The 20,892-nt window shown below is 57.4% G+C and carries 18 protein-coding genes; 8 read left to right on the top strand and 10 right to left on the bottom strand.

Translation table 11 applies throughout. The features are described 5' to 3' along the window. Positions 1-421 precede the first annotated feature (421 nt). Positions 422-1,249, bottom strand: a complete 828-nt coding sequence (locus tag ACO0LO_RS22995) for an alpha/beta fold hydrolase (protein ID WP_422967774.1) — start codon at positions 1,247-1,249, stop codon at positions 422-424. 296 nt (positions 1,250-1,545) lie between these two features. On the opposite strand from ACO0LO_RS22995, the gene ACO0LO_RS22990 reads away from it, so the two are divergent. Further along, complete coding sequence (locus ACO0LO_RS22990; RefSeq protein ID WP_422967772.1) at positions 1,546-2,553, top strand: AraC family transcriptional regulator; 1,008 nt, start codon at positions 1,546-1,548, stop codon at positions 2,551-2,553. Between the two features lie 94 nt (positions 2,554-2,647). Here the strand turns inward: ACO0LO_RS22990 and ACO0LO_RS22985 are convergent, their stop codons facing one another. The 7 genes from ACO0LO_RS22985 to ACO0LO_RS22955 all read right to left on the bottom strand — a co-directional run bounded on the left by ACO0LO_RS22985 (position 2,648) and on the right by ACO0LO_RS22955 (position 10,965). Further along, positions 2,648-3,148 carry a DUF302 domain-containing protein gene (locus ACO0LO_RS22985; protein WP_422967770.1) on the bottom strand — a complete coding sequence of 167 codons (501 nt, stop codon included), beginning with the start codon at positions 3,146-3,148 and terminating at the stop codon, positions 2,648-2,650. Positions 3,149-3,316: 168 nt separating this feature from the next. After that, positions 3,317-4,105, bottom strand: coding sequence for an alpha/beta fold hydrolase (locus ACO0LO_RS22980; RefSeq protein ID WP_422967768.1), 789 nt, complete (start codon positions 4,103-4,105; stop codon positions 3,317-3,319). 242 nt (positions 4,106-4,347) lie between these two features. After that, a complete protein-coding gene (locus tag ACO0LO_RS22975; protein WP_422967766.1) occupies positions 4,348-5,271 on the bottom strand; it encodes an MBL fold metallo-hydrolase in 924 nt (307 codons plus the stop codon). A gap of 195 nt (positions 5,272-5,466) precedes the next feature. Further along, a complete protein-coding gene (gene katG / locus ACO0LO_RS22970; RefSeq protein WP_422967765.1) occupies positions 5,467-7,665 on the bottom strand; it encodes a catalase/peroxidase HPI in 2,199 nt (732 codons plus the stop codon). A gap of 165 nt (positions 7,666-7,830) precedes the next feature. Next, a complete protein-coding gene (locus ACO0LO_RS22965) occupies positions 7,831-8,367 on the bottom strand; it encodes a carboxymuconolactone decarboxylase family protein (protein ID WP_422967854.1) in 537 nt (178 codons plus the stop codon). A 140-nt stretch (positions 8,368-8,507) separates the two neighbouring features. Next, a complete protein-coding gene (locus ACO0LO_RS22960; protein WP_422967763.1) occupies positions 8,508-9,338 on the bottom strand; it encodes an alpha/beta fold hydrolase in 831 nt (276 codons plus the stop codon). A gap of 634 nt (positions 9,339-9,972) precedes the next feature. Next, positions 9,973-10,965: a hypothetical protein gene (locus tag ACO0LO_RS22955; protein WP_422967761.1), complete on the bottom strand. Its 993-nt coding sequence runs from the start codon at positions 10,963-10,965 to the stop codon at positions 9,973-9,975. A 371-nt stretch (positions 10,966-11,336) separates the two neighbouring features. Here ACO0LO_RS22955 and ACO0LO_RS22950 point away from each other — a divergent pair, with 371 nt between their 5' ends. Next, complete coding sequence (locus ACO0LO_RS22950; protein WP_422967759.1) at positions 11,337-11,984, top strand: DNA-binding response regulator; 648 nt, start codon at positions 11,337-11,339, stop codon at positions 11,982-11,984. On the opposite strand, the gene ACO0LO_RS22945 is transcribed toward ACO0LO_RS22950, so the two are convergent. Then, a complete protein-coding gene (locus tag ACO0LO_RS22945; protein ID WP_422967758.1) occupies positions 11,958-14,852 on the bottom strand; it encodes an ATP-binding protein in 2,895 nt (964 codons plus the stop codon). The two genes, ACO0LO_RS22950 and ACO0LO_RS22945, sit on opposite strands and share 27 nt — an antisense overlap. A 253-nt stretch (positions 14,853-15,105) precedes the next feature. Between ACO0LO_RS22945 and ACO0LO_RS22940 the strand changes: the two genes are divergently transcribed. The 3 genes from ACO0LO_RS22940 to ACO0LO_RS22930 all read left to right on the top strand — a co-directional run bounded on the left by ACO0LO_RS22940 (position 15,106) and on the right by ACO0LO_RS22930 (position 17,574). After that, positions 15,106-15,804, top strand: coding sequence for a hypothetical protein (locus tag ACO0LO_RS22940; protein ID WP_422967756.1), 699 nt, complete (start codon positions 15,106-15,108; stop codon positions 15,802-15,804). 102 nt (positions 15,805-15,906) lie between these two features. Next, entirely contained in the window at positions 15,907-16,590 is a 684-nt protein-coding gene (locus ACO0LO_RS22935; protein WP_422967754.1) for a helix-turn-helix transcriptional regulator, read from the top strand. 195 nt (positions 16,591-16,785) lie between these two features. Continuing rightward, positions 16,786-17,574 (top strand): alpha/beta fold hydrolase, encoded by a 789-nt coding sequence (locus tag ACO0LO_RS22930; RefSeq protein ID WP_422967753.1) that lies wholly within the window; start codon positions 16,786-16,788, stop codon positions 17,572-17,574. A 354-nt stretch (positions 17,575-17,928) separates the two neighbouring features. Here ACO0LO_RS22930 and ACO0LO_RS22925 read toward each other — a convergent pair whose 3' ends face one another. Further along, complete coding sequence (locus ACO0LO_RS22925; protein ID WP_422967751.1) at positions 17,929-18,606, bottom strand: GntR family transcriptional regulator; 678 nt, start codon at positions 18,604-18,606, stop codon at positions 17,929-17,931. Positions 18,607-18,725: 119 nt separating this feature from the next. Between ACO0LO_RS22925 and ACO0LO_RS22920 the strand changes: the two genes are divergently transcribed. Genes ACO0LO_RS22920 through ACO0LO_RS22910 form a run of 3 tightly spaced genes read left to right on the top strand, consistent with a single transcriptional unit; the run spans position 18,726 to position 20,891 of the window. Continuing rightward, entirely contained in the window at positions 18,726-19,148 is a 423-nt protein-coding gene (locus ACO0LO_RS22920) for a tautomerase family protein (protein ID WP_422967749.1), read from the top strand. Positions 19,149-19,157: 9 nt separating this feature from the next. Continuing rightward, entirely contained in the window at positions 19,158-20,492 is a 1,335-nt protein-coding gene (locus tag ACO0LO_RS22915) for an MFS transporter (protein WP_422967747.1), read from the top strand. 12 nt (positions 20,493-20,504) lie between these two features. Beyond that, positions 20,505-20,891 (top strand): tautomerase family protein, encoded by a 387-nt coding sequence (locus tag ACO0LO_RS22910; RefSeq protein WP_422967746.1) that lies wholly within the window; start codon positions 20,505-20,507, stop codon positions 20,889-20,891. Position 20,892 lies beyond the last annotated feature (1 nt).

Below are 20,892 nucleotides of genomic sequence, written 5' to 3'. Positions count from 1 at the left end.
AAAAGAGGGAAGACGATAGCAGAGATTGCCGGGTTTTGCGATATGGAGCAGCTGCGCCGCTGTCCGCAGCGCCGGAGGATGTTTTTTGAGATGTCGAGGCGTCTGGCGATTTCTCTTGATGGGACTTGGTCGCGAGTGCGCCAGCGTAGAATGAAGTCTGGTCGTACCACATCGATCACTCCAATTTTCCACTCAATGTCATGAGCAGGATTGTGTCTTCAACGTGGGTCGCTTGTAGATGCAAATCAACAGTCAGGTCGAGCAAGGTATGGCCTTGGCAGAAAAAGCCTCTTCTAATTCGCGCTGGCAGGGCTTAGGCCACGCCAGCACGAAAAGGACCCAATCCACAACGCCGATAGGCGGCAGTCTGATCCCTGTCTTTGCTTGAGTCAGACTGCCTGAGGTCGTTCCAGCGTTGAAATCAGCGAAGGAAATCGAGCGCCTGCTGGACAAACACAGAGTGATATTGAAAGATACCTCCGTGGCCGGCGTCCGGGAAAATAGTGAGCTGGGCATTAGAAAGTCGCTGCGCGAGCACAAATGAATTGATCGTCGGTGCCATCACATCGTGGTCGCCATTCACAACCAGAACCGGATGGTGAATCTCACTGAGCCGGGCGCTATCGCCTTGTCCCCAGGTGTAAATAGCCGTTAGCTGGGCATGAATGGTAGCGTTGCTTATTGGCATATCGCGGTCATTCTGACGCTCGGAAAGACGTGCAAGGAAAGCGTCAGCTGCAGCCTGGCCATTGCTGGTCTGAGAGAAGAACAAAAAGTGCTTCGGATGTTTGCCCGAGGCGCCAGCCTTTGCGACGGCCTCTTGCAAGACTGCACCCATGTTCGAGATACCTTCACCGCCCGCAGGCCCCGAACCGGCGATGATGATCTTGCGAACCAGATCAGGCTGTTCCTGTGCCACGACCTGAGCGATGAAGCCGCCCAAGGAGAAGCCCAGCAAATCGACCTGGCTCAGCTCAAGCGCACGGATGAAAGCAATCGCATCGTTCGCCATCTCTTCCACCGTCATAGGTGTCGAGCCGCCCGATGCACCGACCCCGCGATTGTTAAATACGATGACGTGATGTTCGGCTGCCAAGCCGTCGACAACTCTCGGATCCCAATCGTCGAGCACGGCTGTCAAATGATGGAAGAGCACAAGTGGTACGCCGGCTTTCTCGCCAGCTTCCCGGTAGGTGAATGACGTACCATTCACATTGATCGTTTTGGTTGGTGCATTTACGAATTTCATTTTTATTTCCTTAGGGTTAAATTATACAATTGCTAACCAGCCAAGCGGCGCAGTATCATCCGCTCAAGCTATCTGAGCTTGCCCACGCGCTCCTGACGGGAGGTAGCGTGTCGGTGCTTTCATGTCATACTCTTCAACTAGGTAATAAGTTTAAAAACCACAGAACAGATGATAGAACCATCCCAGATGAGCAGCCATAGCCCTAACGGGAGGTGGCGTATCGGTGCTGTCTTGTCATACACTTCAACTAGGTAGTAAGTTTGAAAACCACTGAACAAATGATAGGACCATCCCAGATGAGCAGCCATAGCCAAGTGACCGCGTTTCATGATCGATCATCCGTAAGCGAACCGGACTACGGCATGGCGGCCACCCGGGCCGACGTCCTGTCCCAAGTACTGACGCTGATACGGCTGCGTGGCGAACTGGTGTATTCAGCACGACTGCGGGCACCGTGGAGCATTGCCTTCCCAAAGGGGCCTGCGCATTTTTATTTCATTGAGAGTGGCACACTGTCCATCCAGACGCTGGGCGCGCCGCCGATGCGCGTCAGCCAGGGCGATATGGTGCTGCTGCCGCATGGAACCGGCCATGTGGTAAGTGATGATCCGTCCACGCCGCCCGTACACATAGGCAGTGTCATCGGCGCGCACTTCGACCGCGAGAAATCAGTGCTCGATTACGGCGGCGACGGTGCGGCGGCGCGCGTGGTCGGCGGCCTGTTTCATTTTGAAGGCGGGTCGCTGGCCGCCATCATGGCAGCGCTGCCCTTGGTTGTGCATATTCCCGGGGTCGACGGAAAAACGCCGGACTGGCTGCATGCGCTGACCCATTTCCTGGTCAAGGAATCGCACGAGGTCGAACCGGGTTCGTCACTGATGATTTCACGGCTGATCGATTTGCTGGTGATACGCACGCTGCGCACCTGGGCTGCGAGTCAGTCGCATCCCAACAGCTGGATCGGCGCTATCGGCGACGAACGCATAGGCCGTGCGCTGAATGCGATCCACGCCGCCCCCTATGATCCATGGACGGTGGACAGCCTGGCCGGCTTGGCCGCGATGTCGCGTTCCATCTTTGCCGAACGCTTTACGGCGCGCGTGGGTGAGGCGCCCTTGCAATACATTAAACGCCTGAAGCTGACGCTGGCGGCAGACATGCTGGCTAGTGGCGGGCTGCGCGTCACCCAGGCAGCCCAACGTGTCGGCTACAACTCGGATGCGGCATTCAGTCGCGCCTTCAAAGCGCAGTTCGGCTACGCGCCGAGCGAAGCCGTCCAGCGCAAAGCGAACCCGGCGACATGACAGGAGAGCCGCCCTGCCCAGTGCCATGGGTGAGCCCGTCCCTCTCCCCTCCAAGCAGCCTTCCCGGAGGAAGGCTAGCGTTGCGGGAATAAGTCTATGCTGCGGGCTGCTGTTCTGCCGCCTTGCTTAACGCGGCATCCAGATATTCGTCCAGCATACGTCCGACGGCTGTGACCTGCTCGTCGCCAAACTGGCCAAAGAAAGACGAAGGCAAGTCGTACTCGAAAACGCCGTTCCCTTCGTCGTCCTCCCTCAAAAGTACGCGCAACGGTGCGTATAACGCTGCACCAAGCTGGTGGCGGGTCATCTTGGATGCTGTCAGGGGATTTCCGATTTCGTACTGAATGGCGTAGCGCGGGAGGCCGACAATTTCCAGCAGTGCACCGTGGTTCCGCTCGCCAAAAATAGATAGCCGTGGTCCCTTGTCGTCATATTCCTGGGCGCGGGCTTGGTCACCTTTTCGTAGCGAATCAATAATAGTGGTGTCCAGCGTGGGCAAGACTTCTTCAAGAGCCTGGCGCACGATAGCGAACGCTCGATTCGAAGTGATCGTCATATGCTGGATCGTCAACGATTTACTGGTCTTCTGGGTCATGATCGATTCCTGTCAATTTGATTAAAAAATTGTTGAAGAGCGGAAAATAATGCGGTTGTTCGAGCCGCGCAACTCCGCTGGGAAAGCCGACTGCTCGATTCATTTGCACCGCGAAGCCGCCTGCGGCCGGCTGTGCCATTGAATGGAGTAGTCGGTGTGCCGAATATGTTATTTGGCAGCTTGTTCGATACCTGCTACCAGACCAGGTACATCGGTCAGGAAGGGGGTGTGTCCTGTGTTGAGCGTCACTTCAAGTCGGACCGGGGTGGCAGCTACCATTTTTTGCTGGAGATACGGGCTGACGACCTGGTCTTGCGTGGTGTGAATGTAGACCTTGTCCACCTTGCCGAAGCGCGCTGCAGTCAAATGTACCGGTGTGGCGATGGGGCCCAGAGGTTCGTCGATGATCAGGTCTGGCAGAACCTTGCGCAAGCCTTCCGGAGCGCCGTTGGCGAACAGGTCGGCGCGGGCTGCGTAATTGACCGATATCATGCCCTTCGCTTCATCAATCTTCAGCGCTGGACCGGCTTTGCTGTCACGGTCCTGTTTGGCCAGTGACAGCATCGATTCTCCGTCCTGCGGTAGATAGGCAGCCAGATAAACCGCTGTCTTGACCTTGGCAGGCGCCGCTTCGGCCACTGCCGACACGGCGATGCCGCCGAAGCTGTGGCCGACCAGCACAACCGGCTGCGTTTCGCCTGCGATGGCCTTGAGTATGGTATCGCGGTACAGGTCGCCGCTGACCAGATTGGGCGCCAGCGGTGAGCTTGGACGGCCTGGCAGGTTGACATTGATGACACGGTAGCCATCGGCTTGCAGTTTGGCGCTGACGCCATCCCATATATGCGCATCTTCAAAAGCGCCATGGACAAACGTGATAGCCGGTTTTTCTGCAGCCATTGCCTGGCCGCCGATCAGGGCGGCGGAAGTCAAAATCAAAGTGTTCAATGCTTTCATGTGATACTCCTGAGAAGGGTTAATAAGGGTGAAAACCACAAGACAAATGATAGGGCGCAAGGACGTGAACAGCCATATCCAAGAGACCGCATTTAATGATCGATCGTCCTGAGTTTTTTGGAAAAGTCAGGATTTACGCATGATGCGGTGTAAGCCGTTGCCGCCTTGATAAAGAAAAGTTGAGACATATACCCAGGCATTTCCAGCGTTTTCCACTTACCTGTTCGAAAGGCCGCAAACGCCTATGTTTTAGCCTGGGCCTGGGCCTTGGCGGCGTTGGCCGCACTCCACAGGGAGCCGGGATTGGCCCAGTCGGGGTACAGCGCCAGCATCTGTTCGTACAGTTCGCGCGCCGTTGCCGTTGTCTCATTCAATCGGATGAAGTTACGAATATACTGGCGCGTTTCCGCGACCGTGCGCGGGTTATCTTCGTTGGATGGAACCTTGTGCCCCGCAACCACGGCCTTTGCCTGCAGAGCCTCGATCTTGTCCAGCGCGGCAATCCATTCCAGGCGGGTCTGTGTGTTGGATTCGACAAGATATGGATGGATGCCGTTGTACACTGCATCGCCGGCCACGACCAGGCCGATGTCTGGAACGTGAAGGCATGTGCTATCGTCGGTATCTGTATGGCCGAGCGATATCACGTTTAATGCATGCCCTTCCAAATCAATGCGTGTCCCGTCCAATGGCTCTGCGATGGAAATGGGGTCAGGGATTTGCTTCGGAAATAATTTTCTCCATCTCCCATCCAGTTGCTCCGGTGTGATCTGACGGCGCATTTTTGCGACAACAGCCGCGGTCGCCCACGCTTTCGCCTCTGGAAAACGATCCTGCAAGATCCTCAGGCCAAAAAAGTGATCACCATGTCCGTGGGTAATATAGATTGCCTTCAGGGTCTTGCCGCTGGCAGCAATGCCATCTGCCAGTCTCTGGGTTTGCTCTATTGTCAGGAAGGTATCCACGAGGACTGCGTCGCGTTCGCCATAGATGAGCGTCGCAGAGTTGGCTACCCACGACAATGACTCTTTACCTGGAGGCACGTCACGGGACAAGCCGGGACGGGTGACGGTGAATACCTTATAACCCAGCGCAGGTTTTTTTTCGGCGGCCATGAGCGCTCCCGGAATAGCGGGCAGCATGAAAAGCGATGCCAGTTTCATCATATCTCTACGGTGCATATTTCATCCTTTTTAAAATTCAAATCAGCTTGAATGGACTTTGGGGTTCACTTGGAAAAGAATCCCGCATGTCCACAGGTTACTTGCGGAATGACGGCTTTGGCTGTGGATGCGCCCAAGCTAGGGGGTGAAAAACCGCTGTGCGAATTCGGCACAGCAGGTTTTTCGAGGTGCCTGAGATCACACAAGGTCGTAGCGATCAAGATTCATTACCTTGCCCCAGGCCGCTACAAAGTCGTGCACGAACGCCTTTTGCGAGTCGCTGCACGCATAAACTTCCGCGAGGGCGCGGAGCTGTGAATTCGAACCAAAGACGAGATCGGTGACGGTGGCAGTCCACTTCAGCTCGTTTGTAGTCCGGTCCCGTCCTTCGAATACCCCGTTAGATGTGGCCGACCTCTGCCACTTCGTGTTCATGTCGAGGAGATTCACGAAGAAGTCATTCGTCAATACTTCCGGGCGTTTGGTGAAAACACCGTGTTGCGAGGACTGGAAGTTTGTGTTCAAGGCGCGCATGCCACCGAGCAAAACCGTCATCTCGGGCGCTGTCAGCGTCATCAGATTGGCACGATCCAGGAGCAATTCCGCCGCCGCTTCCTCCAGACCTGAGCGAATGTAGTTGCGGAATCCATCTGCCCTGGGCTCCATTACCGCAAACGCGTCGATATCGGTCTGCTCTTGCGTAGCGTCCATACGTCCCGGCGAAAAAGGAACTTTCACGTAATGACCTGCCTTTTTTGCCGCTTCCTCAATCGCCACACAGCCGCCCAGCACGATCAGGTCGGCTAACGAAACCCGTTTCCCGTCCGATTGAGCACTGTTGAAATTTCCTTGTATCGTCTCCAGCTTTTGCAGCGACTCGGCCAACTCGCCTGGCTGGTTAATTTCCCAATCCTTTTGGGGGGCGAGGCGGATACGCGCTCCATTTGCTCCGCCGCGCTTGTCACTGCCGCGGAAGGTTGCAGCAGATGCCCAAGCCGTCGTTATAAGTTGTGAAATGGAAAGGCCCGATGCAAGGATTTTGACTTTCAGGACCGACATATCTTTTTCACCGATCAATAGTTGATCTGCCGCCGGAATGGGGTCTTGCCACAGTAGGGTCTCAGGCGGGACCAAGGGGCCAAGGTAACGTGAAACAGGTCCCATATCGCGGTGCGTCAGCTTGAACCACGCTTTGGCGAAGGCATCCGCGAATGCCTGCGGATGGTCCAGGAAGTGTCGCGATATCTTCGCGTAGTCCGGATCCATTTTTAAAGAGAGGTCTGTCGTGAACATGACAGGAGCATGTTTTTTCGACGGGTCGTGCGCATCCGGTACTGTCATTGCCGCAGAGGCGTCCGTGGGAATCCATTGCTGCGCGCCGGCGGGACTCGTGGTCAATTCCCATTCATAACCGAACAGATTTTCCAGATAATTGTTGTCCCATTTGATGGGATTGCTTGTCCATGCACCTTCAAGTCCGCTGCTTATTGTCGCGGCGCCATTACCGCTGCCAAAGCTGTTTTTCCAGCCGAAACCTTGTTCTTCGATATGAGCGCCTTCCGGTTCCGGGCTGACATAGCTGCCTGGTTCGGCGGCGCCATGGGCCTTGCCGAAGGTGTGTCCGCCGGCGATCAGCGCAACGGTCTCCTCGTCGTTCATCGCCATGCGAGCGAAGGTTTGCCGAATATCTGCTGCGGCAGCGAGTGGATCCGGCTTGCCGTTGGGCCCTTCAGGATTCACGTAGATCAAGCCCATTTGAACGGCAGCGAGCGGATCGTCGAGCTCGCGCTCTCCGCTGTAGCGCTCGTCAGCCAGCCATTTGCCCTCGCTGCCCCAGTAAATGTCGTCTTCCGGTTCCCATATATCCTCGCGCCCGCCGCCGAAACCGAAGGTCTTGAATCCCATCGATTCCAGAGCAACGTTTCCAGTGAGGATCATTAGGTCGGCCCAGGATATTTTACGTCCGTACTTTTGTTTGATCGGCCAAAGCAGGCGGCGCGCCTTGTCGAGGTTAACGTTGTCCGGCCAGCTATTGAGCGGGGCGAAGCGCTGGGCGCCGGTACCGGCCCCACCGCGACCATCAGCCAACCTGTAGGTGCCCGCGCTATGCCATGCCATGCGAACGAACAGAGGTCCATAGTGGCCGTAGTCGGCGGGCCACCAATCCTGCGATGTCGTCATCAAGGCATGCAGGTCTTTGATCAAGGCATCCAGATCGAGGCTGTTAAATTCTTTTGCGTAATTGAATGCGTCGCCCATCGGGTTAGAGAGAGGAGAGTGTTTGTGCAGGACCGTCAGCTTCAGCTGATTTGGCCACCAGTCTGCGTTGCCTGGGCCCGCAGCCGGAGTATGAGGGCTGGCGCCTCTCGAAAATGGGCACTTTGTTTCGTTGGACATGGGTATCTCCACTACATGTTTGTAATATTTACGATGTTTGGACTTGATTTATGGGTATCGAGATCGACGCAACTATCTGAATTGGATCGACATGGCAATCCGGTAAATCCGATGCGCATAAAGCTGGGAGTGCTGGCACTCATGTGCCAGCGAGTGCTATTTCAATCAGGCGGCTGCCGGGAAATCCAACGGTGTATTGTTGATGCGGTTGAACAGATTAGTGAACGTAATGCTGGAGATTGCCAGCGTTGTATCGACAATCTGCGCATCCGTGTAGCCGGCATCACGTACTGCCTGCAGGGCTGCGTCTGGTACGCTGCCTTTGCCATTCACCAGGACGCGTGTAAACGCGGCAAGCGCATCGAGTTTAAGATTGCCGCTCGCCTGGCCGCGGCGTAATGCGACGATTGCTTCTGGACTCAAACCATGCAGTTTGGAGATGGCAGTATGCGCGGCAAGGCAATATTCGCATTCTGCAACCTGGCTGGCCGCCAATTTGATGGCTTCGATTTCCTGGCCGCTTAAGCTACTTTTTTTAAGTACAGCGTCCAGGTGTAGGCCCGCTTCCAATGAGCTAGGGCTGTTGCTGCCAATGCCGACGTAGGTATTGGGAACCATTCCGATGGCGCCCTTGATGGCGGCATACAATTGAGCGGCGTGGCCTTCTGCTTCATTCGCTGGCTGGGTGTAGAGGCGATTCATGATGTTGCCTTTCTTTGGGATAGTTGGAGATCGGCATATGCCGATCCCGTTTGGAAAAGTAAGACGGCTTTGGTGCTCCTGGTATTCCCGGCGCTCAAACCGGAATTTCCACCAGGGCCATTCCAGCGGTGAATGCAATCTTATTGTGCGGCGGTCTTTATGGCGGCCGCCATGATGACCGCAGCCACGTCATCCGGATGCGATACCATGACTACATGGCTGCTCAGCGGGGATGTCGAGACAGTGGCGCCGATATGCTGCGCCATGGCTTGTTGCAGTGCGGGCGGGATAATCTGATCCTGGCCGCCGATCAACCACCACGAAGCCTTGGTCTTCCAGGCTGGGACGCTGACTTTGTCGCCGAAACATTGGTTGAACAGCGGCCCTTGGGTAGCAGCCATCTGCAGCGCCTTGTCCTTGGGCACATCGGCTGCGAAGACGTTCGTCACGATGTCGGTAGGCAAAGTCAAATAACCGCCTTCATCGGCAATAATCTTGTTTTTCCAATCTGGCGCAGGAAATGGATCGGTAATGTCGTTGACCGACTGACCCGCATCGGGCGCGAAGGCGGAAACATAAACCAGGGCAGCGACTTTGGCATTGCCTCCTGCTTCGGTGATCACGGAACCCCCATAGGAATGACCGACCAGGATTACTGGTCCTGTCTGCAGGTCAATGGTGCGCTTGACGGTGGCTGCGTCATCGGCCAGCGATGCACGCGGCAACTGCACCGCGACAACTTTCAGTCCCGCTTGCTGCAACAGGGGGATGACTGAACTCCAGCTGGAACCGTCCGCCCATGCGCCATGCACCAGGACGGCAGTCGTGTTCGCTGCCAGTTGTGGCGCCGGTGTCGTTGCCGGTACAGGCACTGTTTGTGCATTGCCGCTGGTGCAGCCGCTCAGCACGAGCGATGTTGCGGCCAGCATCAGCGTGCCCATCAGGTGCAATTTTTGGAATATGGATTTCATTGTGGGCGCTCCCAGGTCAGGTTGTCGATGTGTGTTGCCATCGTCAAGGCGATGTGTTGAGTGTTCATGCTTGTTTCCTTGTGTGTGAAGTTGCAAGGAAATTATAGGTAGGGCAGTGGTAACCGTCTCTAGTCCTTCCGGTTGATTCCGTTCCGGTTGACGCCATCGTAAAATCCCGGACATCTTTGCGGCATTGCGCGTTGTTCAGGCATGTCGCATGCCAAGCCTCTATCAGCCCGGAGCTTAGAGCGGCAAGTGTCTCGGGTCATAAAGCGAGATTGATGATGGCGTTATTCACGCCAGCTATTGACTATTTCTCCCGCGCCGTGGTCAAAGAAGGGCCGGGATTGATAAGGAAGAGTGTTACGAATGCCTGCAACTTCAGGGAATTCTGTGCCGGTCTGAGCTTGCTGTCCCGGATCTCACGTCAGCGTGTTTGGGTATTTCTGCAACCGGGAAACGGATTTGACAAAGCGATCGCCGTAGCACGATCGTCCCGGCTGCATGGCTCTCGCATTGCGGGTATCGGTATGGCTGTTCGCACGGACTGCAGCGTTACCGTAGCCGCGGCCACAGAGACGACAGCCGAAACGACAGCCGATCAAGGTAGACACTGTCAACATGCGTCATTGGCTTATTTCTCCAGGACATAAATAGTCTTGCGCTGGGAATCCCATACGGTTTTATAGTTTTTCAGCCATCCATAACCGATGGTAAGCACGACTTTGTCAACGAGGCCGGTTGACTTGGCTGGCGGGAAGCCATCCGTATACACCGCAATTCCTTTTATGTCCGGGAAGGTTTGGCCATTTATCTTCAGCTGGGTGAGATCGTAAGTATCGTCATCGCCCGGGTTCGTCAGCAGGCCGGCTTGTATCATGTTCGATTTGGTTGCAGCGTCAACATACAGGGCACCATACTGCCCCGTATCAAAAGCGGCGGTCGCCGCCAGATCGCCAATGTGTACGCTCATGACCGGAATATTCTGCCGCAGTCTCAACTCGAACGGCAGCGCCGCGATCAATTTCTCTCCACTCAAATATGTTTCAGACGAGCCGCGATAGAAGCTGGCTTGCAAATTGCGGTAGTCCAGTTTGAGGGCATAACCGTCCCAGAAATAGTAGCCTATCCAGCCGATGAAATCCGGGGTGATGTGTTCGAGCTGGGTCGCATCTTGCGCATCAACATGCGTGACTTGTCCGTAGCGCAGGCCGGCAACGCGTATATCGCGGACCACCGGCACCCGCTGTTCGACATACGTCTGGCCGCTGCCGAATCGTCCGACGCCGACAGACTGGCTATCAGCCACTGGAACGCGGTGGCTGTTGACCGTTAGTGATTCTTGTGCCCCGGTGTCGAGCAGCAGCTTTCCAGCCACGCCGGCGATGCTGCCCTCCACAAAAGGGAATTCACGCACCATCACGATCGGCAAGGTGACGCGGTCGCCCGACATGCGCATTTCGGCACTCTGCAGGGATTCTGGAATCGGCGGCGTTTGCGCTGCTGCCGCCAGGCTGGCCGTAAGCCCGCCCAGCAGCGCCAGTGCTCGTCCCCGCATCGCGCCAATTTTCTGTTTCGTTCGTGATTGCACGTCGACCTCGACGGTGAATGATTGTAAGTTGCGCATCGCTGGTTGTCTCAAAAATACAACAAAATGTTTATATTTTCAACATTTTGTCGATTTTGATTTGTGCATCGCTGATGAAGCAGCCGCTCAACCCGGCGCGGCGCCGGTATGAATAGCTTGATTGGAGCCTGCTCGTTGCTATTGCTGAATGGCATAACCATTTTAAGTGGCCGCATGCCCCGCGTATCTATCTCTTTCGGCCGATAAGCGCGCCTGCTTCGCGGCTGAGGCGGCGTGTAAACAGCATTTCACACAGCTTCACACAAATTCACTTTATGTAAACATTTTGTTGATACACGATGGCGCCATCCGTAGTTTCATCCAATACCACAGAGGATCGTATGCCTAGCCCAACAATCAGAATTCACTTTATGCACTCGGACCTGGTGGTTTGCACCGGCCTGCGCGCTCTGCTGACAGCAGCCACCGAACTGGACTGGGCCGTACAGGAGCATATGGACGAGCTGCAGGACGGCATCATCATTGCTGATTACCATAATGCGATTGCGCTTAGCCTGCGCATGGGGCCAGCCAGCCGACAGCGTGTGCTACTGGTCACGCATGACGGCAAAGACGGGGAGGTGCGGCGCGCCATCGCTTCGGGCGTGCACGGCTACCTGTTGCAGAGTGAGGCGCCGGCAGAACTCAGTACCGCAGTGCTTTACGTCAGCAATGGCCAACGCTATTTAAGCCGCAGCGTGCAGCGCTGCATGGCCGATAGTTGTGGCCACAGTGAATTGACGCGGCGCGAGAGCGATGTGCTGCAACTGATGGGGCAGGGATATTGCAACAAGCTGATCGCGCGCACGCTCGGCATCAGCCTCGGTACAGTGAAAAGCCATGTGAAAGCGGTGCTGGACAAGCTGCATGCGACGACCCGCACCCACGCCGTCGTGATCGCTGCGCAGCGGGGATTGATCAATAACGAGGCACCAGGCTCCGTTACCTGGCAGGCTGCTCCGGCTAACGGCCAAGGCCGGCACCAAACGGGATCAGCCCTGCTGTTGGCAAGCCAATAGGTCTCGGGCGGCAATATGATCCAGAGTCTGGAAACCTTCATCAAACCGTCCCAGTACCTCGTGCAAAAGGCGCCGTCCTTCATCTTGTCGGCCATGGGCTCCCAAGAGCCTGCAGAGTGAGGTCGCGGCGCGTAATTCCCAGCTCAGGGCGGATTGGCTGCGAGCACAATCGAGTGCGCGCCGCAAGGCTTGTTCGGCCTGGGCTGGACCGGCGCCCGGCACCCGGGCCTGTACCTCAGCCTGGATGCGGAATATTTCGGCAGCGTCAAATAAGTCGGTACGACCCGTGGCTGCCCGGTTGATTTGGGCCGTGGCCTCGTCCAGCCGGCCCACCGCAACCAGACCCTGCGCCAATGCGCAGCGGTAGACGGTGGTCAGTACCTGATGACGTTCCGAATGCAGGGTCGCCAGGCATTCTTCGAGAAGCACGATCCCCGCAGCGGCCTCGCCGCGGTTTACCAGTAACTCGCCTTTCAGGCATTTTCCCACTGCATGGTAAGGGCCGAGCATGTGCTGCTCGGCATGTGCAATCAGCCGCTCAATCAGCACTGCTGCGACATCCCAGGCGCCATTCCAGGTAAAAATCGGCGCTCCATAGATGAGCGCAATGCACATGGAAATCGGATGGCGCAATTGTTCCGCATCGTTGATCGCCTGCCATGCCACGTTGACGGCCTGATCAGTGCTGCCGGTTATCCACAGCCCGCGCGCCAGTGCTACCAGTGCGCGGATCCGGTGGTCATAGCCAAAATACATGATGCCGTGTCCGGACTCGACGGCGATCCGCGCCAAGCCTGCACGGCAGTACTGTTGTGAGCGTATCTGGTCGCCGACCAGGTGGAAACCTACTCCCAGCATCCAGTCCGAAATGGCCTGGGCGACCGGAGTGTCCAGCGCCGCTGCCGCCGCCGTGCTGCGTTGCCCCACCATTAAGGCGCCGGCAAAATCACCTATCCGGGTCTGGAAAATATTCAGCCCGGCCAGCAGCCGCAGCGAGTAGTCGGCATCGCCCAACTGGGCGGCCAGCAGCAGGCCGCGTTCAATCGCGGTTTGCACCGCGTCGCTGTTGCCGAGAGTGAACATGGACGCAATGGCCAGCGTCTCGAGCAAGGCCATTTCCGCTGCGGGGTCGTCGGCGACATCGCCGGCCAGCAGCATCAGCCCTGTTTCGCTCCAGCGGCGGCATTCCTCCAGCAAGGAACCCGCCAGAAATACCGGCGTCACCGCGACGCACAGCCTGATCCCCAGCGCATGGTCGCCGGACGGGGCCGCGCTCCAGGCCAACGCAGCCCTCAAATTGCCCAGGTCTTCGATATAGGCGGGCTTCAACCCGTGTGCCGGTCGCAGCGCAGCGATAGCCTGCGCTTGCGTGTAGCGCGCGGTCAGCCAGATCGCGTGGCGGCGGGCGATACTGTCAGTTTCTCCGCTGAGCCTGAGTTTTTCAGCGGCATAGATGCGCGCGCTTTCGAGCAGCCGGTAACCCGGTCCGGCGGCGCCGGTTTCCGCTGACGCCAGCGATTTTGCCACCAGGCTGTCAATCGCCGCCGCTACCGCCATGTCGTCCGTATCGGTATCGGTGACAATCCGGCTCGCCGCTTCCAGTGAAAAATGGCCGACGAAGGTCGACAGGCGGCGTAGTACCTTGCGCTCAGCTTCCGGCAGCAGCGTGTAGCTCCAATCCAGCATGGCGCTTAGCGTCTGGTGGCGCGGCAGTGCGGTGCGGCGGCCATGCCAGGACAGCCTGAAACGGTTATCCAGCAGCTCGGCAGTACCGCGCACGCCAAACGCCGCTACCCTGCCTGCGCCCAACTCGATCGCTAGCGCGATACCGTCCAGCTTGCGGCAAATTTCGGCCACCAGCGGTGCATCGGCGTCACTGAGCTCAAAGCCGGCGCCGTTGGCAGTGGCGCGGTCCACAAAAAGTTGAACCGCCGGGAAGGCGATAGCGTGTTCAGCGCTCAGCGCCGGCGTCTCCGGCGGGCTGTCCAATGGCGCCAGCCGGTGCACATGCTCGCCTTCTGCGCGCAAGGGTTCCCGGCTGGTGGCCAGAATGCAGGCCTGCGGCGCCATCTGTAGCAGGCGTTCGGTGAACGATGCCACGACCTCCACCAGGTGCTCGCAATTATCGAGCACCAGCAGAATTTTCCGATCTGCCAGCCAGGTCAGCAAGTCCTGCAGCGGATCGGCCGAGGTCATGATCAGCGCCAGCGTGGAGGCCATGGTACTGGCCAGCAAATGTGGCGTGGCCAGTGCTCCCAGGTCAAAAAAACAGACCTGGCCGTCGAAATCGGGCCGCAGCGTATGAGCGACGGCAATCGCAACCGTGGTCTTGCCCATGCCGCCCGGACCGACGATGCTGACGCAACGCTGCGTCATCACCTGCTGTGCCAGTGCCGCTACCTGTTCATCGCGGCCCACCATCCGCTGCAGTTGCTGCGGCAGGGGGAAAGCCGCCGGCTGGCGGATGCTGCCATTACCGCCATTGCCGCCATTGCTGCTGTCGTCGCCGGCCGTGGCCGAGCCCTGGGCGCGTGCGACGGTGGCGACGAAGCAATATCCCTGGCCTGGAATATTTGCGATATAACGCGTGCCATCCCGGCCATCGCCCAGGATGCGCCGCAGCATCGCGATATTGACCCGCAAGCTGCTGTCTTCCACCACCATGTCGCGCCACACGCGTGCAACCAGTTCGCGGTTGCTGACGTTCCGTCCCGCAGACTCTAATAGCGCGATCAAGATGTCGAGCGCACGGCTGCCGATGTCCACCGATGCGCCATCACGCTCCAGCTTTCTCTCGCTGGGAAACAGCTGGAATGGGCCGAACGATACAGAATCTGAAGGCGTAGCAGGCGCAGTGGTCATGGGCATGGCGAGAGCATGGAATATTTTTTAATATATAAGATATTTAATAGATAAGATCTTTAGTATGTAAGGTATTTGATAACCGCAAGCATTCTACGTCATTCTGGAATTTCACACTGCGGCACCGCTCGCCGGTGGCCGAGTGCCGTCGCTTCACAGGAATTCACAAGTTTTCACACGCCGCCAGGAGATGTATCTGCCATCATGCGGGCAAGCGTAGGCGATCGGAGCCGCGCATAACAGGTATAGCGGGAGACTTATGTTGTTCACTGAGGCTGACCAGGCCATCAAACAATTTATGGCGGCACTTGCCGCGGGCGACCAGGCCGGCGTGCTGGCGACTTTGGCAGCTGATGCGGCGGTGCACTACCGGGGCAAATACTACCAGCATGACAGGCTGGCCAGGCGGCTTGGGCGCCTGCTGGCGATGCCGGGGCTGCGCGTTGAGTCGGCAGGCGTCAGCCATCAGGACGGCGGCAGCAGCATCGAGATGGTGCTGGGCGTCGGGCCGGACCGCGCCGGCCGCAGCGCGGCATTTCGCACTGAACTGCAGCTGACCCTGCGCGACGCGCGGATTGTCGGTCTGCAGGTCGGGCTGGCAACGCCGGTGACGTTTCCGACGGCGGTGGCGGCGTTCGTCGGCGCCACGAACAGCGGCAATCTCGTCCAGCTGCTGGACACGTTTGCCGACGATGCCCTGGTCAATGACCAGCTGTGCGAATACTGGGGCAAGCCAGCCATCGCCGAATGGGCAGCCAGGGACATCATCGGCGACCAGCTCAGCATGAGCGTGGTGAAAATCGTCGAGCATTACGGCACCACCATTGTCACCGCCAACATCGACGGCAATTACGACAAGCGCGGCCTGCCCGAGCCGCTGGTGCTGGCCTTTTATTTTTCCACCTGGGGCGACAAAATCGTCCAGCTGATCATTTTGCGTAATTTCGCAGAGTTATAATAACAATTGTCGATGAACCTATATTGTTGAATTTTTTACCTGGTATTAAATAGAGTGATAACAAGCAAACGCGCCAGGCGCCGCAAGCCTCCGCCGGAAATTGTGGCTGAACGAAAAGCGATCATGGGCGCGCTGCACTCGGTCGTGCAGATGCTGGGCGGAATGGTCGGCCCGCATGTCGAAGTGGCGCTGCATGATCTGACCACGCCGGAAGTCTCGGTTGCCGCGCTGGCGAACGGGCATATTTTGAACCATAAGGTGGGCGCCGCCAGCTTGATGGGAGCGGACGAGGACCAGGAATGGAACCAGCTGCACGAAGCGCGGGATGAGCGCGGCGCGGGGCTCCATACGGTGAAAGAAGCCTATGCAACAGTCACCAGCGATAATCGCCGCCTGAAATCGGCGACGGTCATCTTTCGCGACAGCGGCGGCGAAGCGTTTGCCGCGCTGTGCCTGAATGCCGACATGAGCCAGTTTGAAATGGCCCATGCGTGGCTTGGTCAATTGCTGCAGCCCTTGCAGCAGGCCAGCGCGGTGGCTGCCGACAAGCCCGAGATGGACGTGCTGATTCAGGAAATCATCAGCGATGCCGTGCGCCGCACCGGCAAGCCACTCGTCATGATGAGCAAGCGAGAAAAAATTTCGGCAGTGCGTGCCATGCAGCAGCGCGGCTTCTTCGTCGTGAAGGGCGGTGTCGAACGTGCGGCCGGTGCGCTCGGCGTTTCCCGCTTTACCATCTACAACTACCTCGAAGCACTGCGCCAGGAAGACGGCCTGGCTGGCTGATTTCCCGGCCCGGCTCGGCTCGCGCCGGCCGCCTGTGACTGCATACTCCTCCTTGCACAACTCAGCTTGCCCGAAGCCCCCTCGGTTTCCGGACGATCGATCATGAAACGCGGTCTCCCAGCTATGGCCGCTGCTGCCCTACGCTCCTATCATTTGCCTTGAGGTTTTCCAACTTTCCCCTCAAGGAGCATCGATATGAACGTACTGAAAAACTTGTTCTCCACTTCCCGAGATGCAGCAGCGGCACCAAGCAAGATTGCAGAAAAGCCAGCGATTGTACTGGTTCACGGCGCTTTTGAAGATTCGCACGTGTGGTATGCCGTCAGCGCTAAACTGCAGCTCGACGGTTACCGCGTCATCAGCGTTAACTTGCCAGGCCGTCCCAGCACACCGCTTGCGGCTAATCTGGTCAGCAGCGACCTCTATCGCGACACTATCCTGAAGGCCATCGATGGCGAGACGCAACCGGTGGTACTGGTCGGCCACAGCTTCGGCGGAATTGCCGTGTCGGCGGTGGCGGAAGCGGCGCCGGCACGGATCCGCACCGTAGTGTACCTGGCGGCCTATCTGCCGCAAAACGGCGAATCGATGCTGTCGCTGGCCAAGCAGGATCGCGACAGTCAGGCCGGTCCGGCGCTGCATATCGACGAAACGGCGGGCATGATCTCGGTGGATTACGCTGCCCGCGCCGATCTGTTTGCCAACGGTGCGCCCGAAGGCTTGCGCAAGTTGATGCCCAACCTGATCATCGATGAGCCGCTGCAGCCGGTCGTCACACCGGTGACCCTCACTGAAGCCCGCTTCGGCACGGTCGACAAGGTATACATCTACACGGCTCAGGACCGGGTGGTCAGTCCCTATCTGCAACAGAAAATGGTGGCGGCTACCCCAGTGCGGCTGGAATTCACCCTCAACACAGGCCATACTCCCTTCCTGACGGACATCCCCGGTCTGGCGGATGCTATTGAGCAAGCTGCCAGGTGAGCAGCGGACACCGGTGCGGGTGCGGTGCTTTGCCAACCGCACCGGAAGTCTGATGCGGCCGCCCGATGCTTGTTTCTACAGTATGTTGATTTGTATCGGAAACGGATCCGCTTTGTTGGGAGGCTGGAACCTAATTCTGACCCACGCTGGAACACAATCCTGCTTGTCGTGACGGCTGGATAGCTGGAGTGATCGGCGGTGCAGTACCAGGCATCATTCGACGCCGGCACATTGTGAGTGACGAAGTCCTCTAAGATTGCCAGGCGACGGAGGCGGCTCGAACTGAGCGTGTCAATTCAGCGGGCAAACGAACATCGCGTTAAATACAGCGGCAGCGTTGGTGCAAATACACCGCTATTTGGCACCCAGCATCTGTAAGGTCAGCGTTTCGGTGAGCTTTAAATGGTGCTCCATCATTTCACACGTGCGCTCGACGTCACGGGAGATTGCCAGCTTGGCGATCTCTTCATGTTCCGCGCGCAGGTCACGAATGTCCGCAGACAAGCGTGTATTGATCCGGCGATAGCGCTCTGCCTGGACGAATAGTTGTTCCCGGACTTTCAGCAGCCACTTACTGTCGCACGCATCAACCAGGGACTTATGGAATTGGGCGTGGGTGTCAGCCCAGGGCTCACTGAGGTCGGCGGCCTCATGCGGCGTGTGGCTTAAACGGTGGAGGGCGGCAAGAATTGCTGCCTCCCACGCCACATCGCCGTTGGTCAGCGAACGTCGCAAGCAGGAGCGTTCAATTTCAATCCGCGCTTGCGTCAGGTCGCGGACATCCTCCGCTGATATTGGAGCGACCCGAAAGCCTCGCTGCGGGCTCGCGACGACGATACTTTCTGAAGCGAGCCGAGACAGTGCTTCGCGCACCACCCCCGGGCTGACATCCATTTGCTCAGAGAGGTCATGGATCTTCAGCTTGTCACCTGGCGCAAGCCGCCCGGCGAGAACGTCCGCTTGCAGGCGTTTATAAATGGATACAGTCAACGAGCCATTATTGGCTGCGACATCGAAGGAAATATCAGACATAGTTCAATCATAGCCGTGAGTTCCGGTTTAAGCAACAAATCATAAAAATATCTATTTTTTTATTGAATGTCGGATGAAACTGACCTATTCTGATAAAACACTAAAAAAAGGAGACTGGCATGCCACTCGTTCGTATTTCTCTCAACCACACCACAGCAGACGTACAACGCCGTATAGGCGATGCCGTGCATCAGGCGATGGTGGAAACTATCAATATTCCCACTGGGGACCGCTTCCAGATCATCACCAGTCATGGTTCTGGCGAACTCATCTATGACGCCAGTTTCTACGGGATCGACAGGACGGAAGGATTTATTGCAATCCAGATCACACTTGCCGCCGGCCGTAGCGACGAAGTAAAGCAGCAGCTATACGCCCGCATTGCCGAACTACTTGGGGAGGCCGCCAACGTCAGACCGGGAGATGTATTCATCAGCTTGCTGGAAGTCGGGGCAGCTGACTTCTCGCTCGGGAATGGTAAAGCCCAGTTCCTGGAGCAACTTCCGCCGCATTTGAAGGCGCTACAAAAGCAAGCAGAATAGGAGCCCGCCATGTCATCATCTTCTCAGCGCAAGGGCCAGAGGGCTCGGGTCGCGGTAGCCAGCACCATCGGTACCGTGATTGAATTTTACGACTTCACGATCTTCGGCACTGCCGCTGCCCTGGTTTTCAGCAAGGTCTTCTTTCCCTCATTGGGAGCCGCCGCCGGTACCGCGGTGGCACTCGCCACTTTTGGCGTCGCCTTCGTCATCAGGCCTTTTGGCGCCATTTTCTTTGGTCACTTCGGCGACCGGATAGGGCGCAAGAACACCCTTGTCATTACACTGCTGTTGATGGGGCTTGCCACCGTCGGCATCGGGCTGCTGCCGACAGCGCAGACCATCGGAGCATGGGCTCCGGTGCTACTGGTGGCTTTGCGCGTTACGCAGGGCCTCGCCATGGGAGGCGAGTGGGCCGGCGCCAGTGTGATGTCAACGGAAAGTGCCCCCGCTGACATGCGGGGGAAATACGGCATGTATCCGCAATTGGGCCCAGCCCTCGGTTTTATACTTTCCAGCACGACCTTCCTGCTCAGCTCCCTGACGATGAGCGACCAGGCATTTCTCGACTGGGGATGGCGAATTCCCTTCCTGGCCAGCGCCATTCTGATTGTTGTCGGGTTAGGCGTACGCATTGCACTGGAAGAGACCGAGACGTTCCAGAAAGCCACAAGCGGATCAAGCGGCGTACGTAAGTTCCCAGTTGTCAGCCTTTTTCGGGATCAGTCCAGGGAACTGGTGCTTGCCTCTGCAAGCACGGTAGCGGTGTTCGGCCTGTTTTACCTGGCTATTACGTACGTCACCAGCTACGGGACGCAGACGCTCGGCCTGAGCAAGGTACATATGCTGCTTATTGGTATGGCTGGCGGCGTGTCGCTGGCTGTGTTCACCATCGTCGGTGGATTATGGTCCGACAAGGTAGGGCGCAAGCGGGTGCTTTTGATCGGCAACGCCGCATGCCTGGTCTTTGCGCTCCTATTGTTCCCTCTTATCGACACCCGCGAACCGGCTGCATTGGTGTTAGGCCTTGTGCTGCTACAGGGAGCGATCGGCCTGGCGTATGGGCCGCTGGGCGCGTATCTACCCGAGTTATTTGCGGCGCAATACCGTTACACAGGTGCTGGACTTGCTTACAACATTGCGACTGTGGTCGGTGGCGCGCTGACACCTATCATTGCGAGTCAGCTGATTATTGAGTTTGGTTCCCCGGCCGTGGGTTATTACAGCGCAGGCCTATGCGTCATCTCGCTGATTGCTTTGTCGCTGTCCAAGGAAACGCGGCTCGCCCAAAACATTAGAGGACCGGCCCCTGTCGCTTCAGCACCAACTTCTCTCAACAATTTCTAAAGGAGACTTCAAATGCCTATCTATCAATTCACAGTCACAGAAGACAGCATCAGCGCAAGGAAGAAGGCGGCGATCGCCGAAGCGATCACTGCAACCCATTGCGAGGTTACTGGCGCCCCTAGCCACTACGTTAGCGTCGTATTCATTGATGCGCCCAAGGGCAATCTTTTCCTGGCCGGCAAATCGGTGAGCGGGGTACGCATGGTAGGTACGATACGCCGGCGTTCCGAAGCACTGAAGCGCGAGTTGCTGACCAAACTGGCGCAAGCGTGGAGCGATGTAACGGGAGAGCCGCTTACCGAGGTGGTCATGTTCCTCGTTGAGGTTCCTGGTTTCCAAGTCTTCGAAGGTGGCGAATTGCTGCGGGAAGCCGAAGATGATCCTGAAGCCCGTGTCTGAC

The sequence above is a fragment of the Undibacterium sp. TJN25 genome (genome assembly GCF_049339885.1).
In the GTDB taxonomy this organism is placed as follows: domain Bacteria; phylum Pseudomonadota; class Gammaproteobacteria; order Burkholderiales; family Burkholderiaceae_D; genus Undibacterium.
This window is presented reverse-complemented; position numbering and strand designations above follow the sequence as displayed.

Coding starts and splice junctions, on each gene's coding strand:
- ACO0LO_RS22975 (WP_422967766.1), bottom strand. CDS start 5,271: ATGATGAAACTGGCATCGCTTTTCATGCTGCCCGCTATTCCGGGAGCG.
- ACO0LO_RS22955 (WP_422967761.1), bottom strand. CDS start 10,965: ATGCGCAACTTACAATCATTCACCGTCGAGGTCGACGTGCAATCACGA.
- ACO0LO_RS22960 (WP_422967763.1), bottom strand. CDS start 9,338: ATGAAATCCATATTCCAAAAATTGCACCTGATGGGCACGCTGATGCTG.
- ACO0LO_RS22980 (WP_422967768.1), bottom strand. CDS start 4,105: ATGAAAGCATTGAACACTTTGATTTTGACTTCCGCCGCCCTGATCGGC.
- ACO0LO_RS22920 (WP_422967749.1), top strand. CDS start 18,726: ATGCCACTCGTTCGTATTTCTCTCAACCACACCACAGCAGACGTACAA.
- ACO0LO_RS22925 (WP_422967751.1), bottom strand. CDS start 18,606: ATGTCTGATATTTCCTTCGATGTCGCAGCCAATAATGGCTCGTTGACT.
- ACO0LO_RS22995 (WP_422967774.1), bottom strand. CDS start 1,249: ATGAAATTCGTAAATGCACCAACCAAAACGATCAATGTGAATGGTACG.
- ACO0LO_RS22930 (WP_422967753.1), top strand. CDS start 16,786: ATGAACGTACTGAAAAACTTGTTCTCCACTTCCCGAGATGCAGCAGCG.
- ACO0LO_RS22985 (WP_422967770.1), bottom strand. CDS start 3,148: ATGACCCAGAAGACCAGTAAATCGTTGACGATCCAGCATATGACGATC.
- ACO0LO_RS22910 (WP_422967746.1), top strand. CDS start 20,505: ATGCCTATCTATCAATTCACAGTCACAGAAGACAGCATCAGCGCAAGG.
- katG (WP_422967765.1), bottom strand. CDS start 7,665: ATGTCCAACGAAACAAAGTGCCCATTTTCGAGAGGCGCCAGCCCTCAT.
- ACO0LO_RS22950 (WP_422967759.1), top strand. CDS start 11,337: ATGCACTCGGACCTGGTGGTTTGCACCGGCCTGCGCGCTCTGCTGACA.
- ACO0LO_RS22940 (WP_422967756.1), top strand. CDS start 15,106: ATGTTGTTCACTGAGGCTGACCAGGCCATCAAACAATTTATGGCGGCA.
- ACO0LO_RS22990 (WP_422967772.1), top strand. CDS start 1,546: ATGAGCAGCCATAGCCAAGTGACCGCGTTTCATGATCGATCATCCGTA.
- ACO0LO_RS22915 (WP_422967747.1), top strand. CDS start 19,158: ATGTCATCATCTTCTCAGCGCAAGGGCCAGAGGGCTCGGGTCGCGGTA.
- ACO0LO_RS22945 (WP_422967758.1), bottom strand. CDS start 14,852: ATGCCCATGACCACTGCGCCTGCTACGCCTTCAGATTCTGTATCGTTC.
- ACO0LO_RS22965 (WP_422967854.1), bottom strand. CDS start 8,367: ATGAATCGCCTCTACACCCAGCCAGCGAATGAAGCAGAAGGCCACGCC.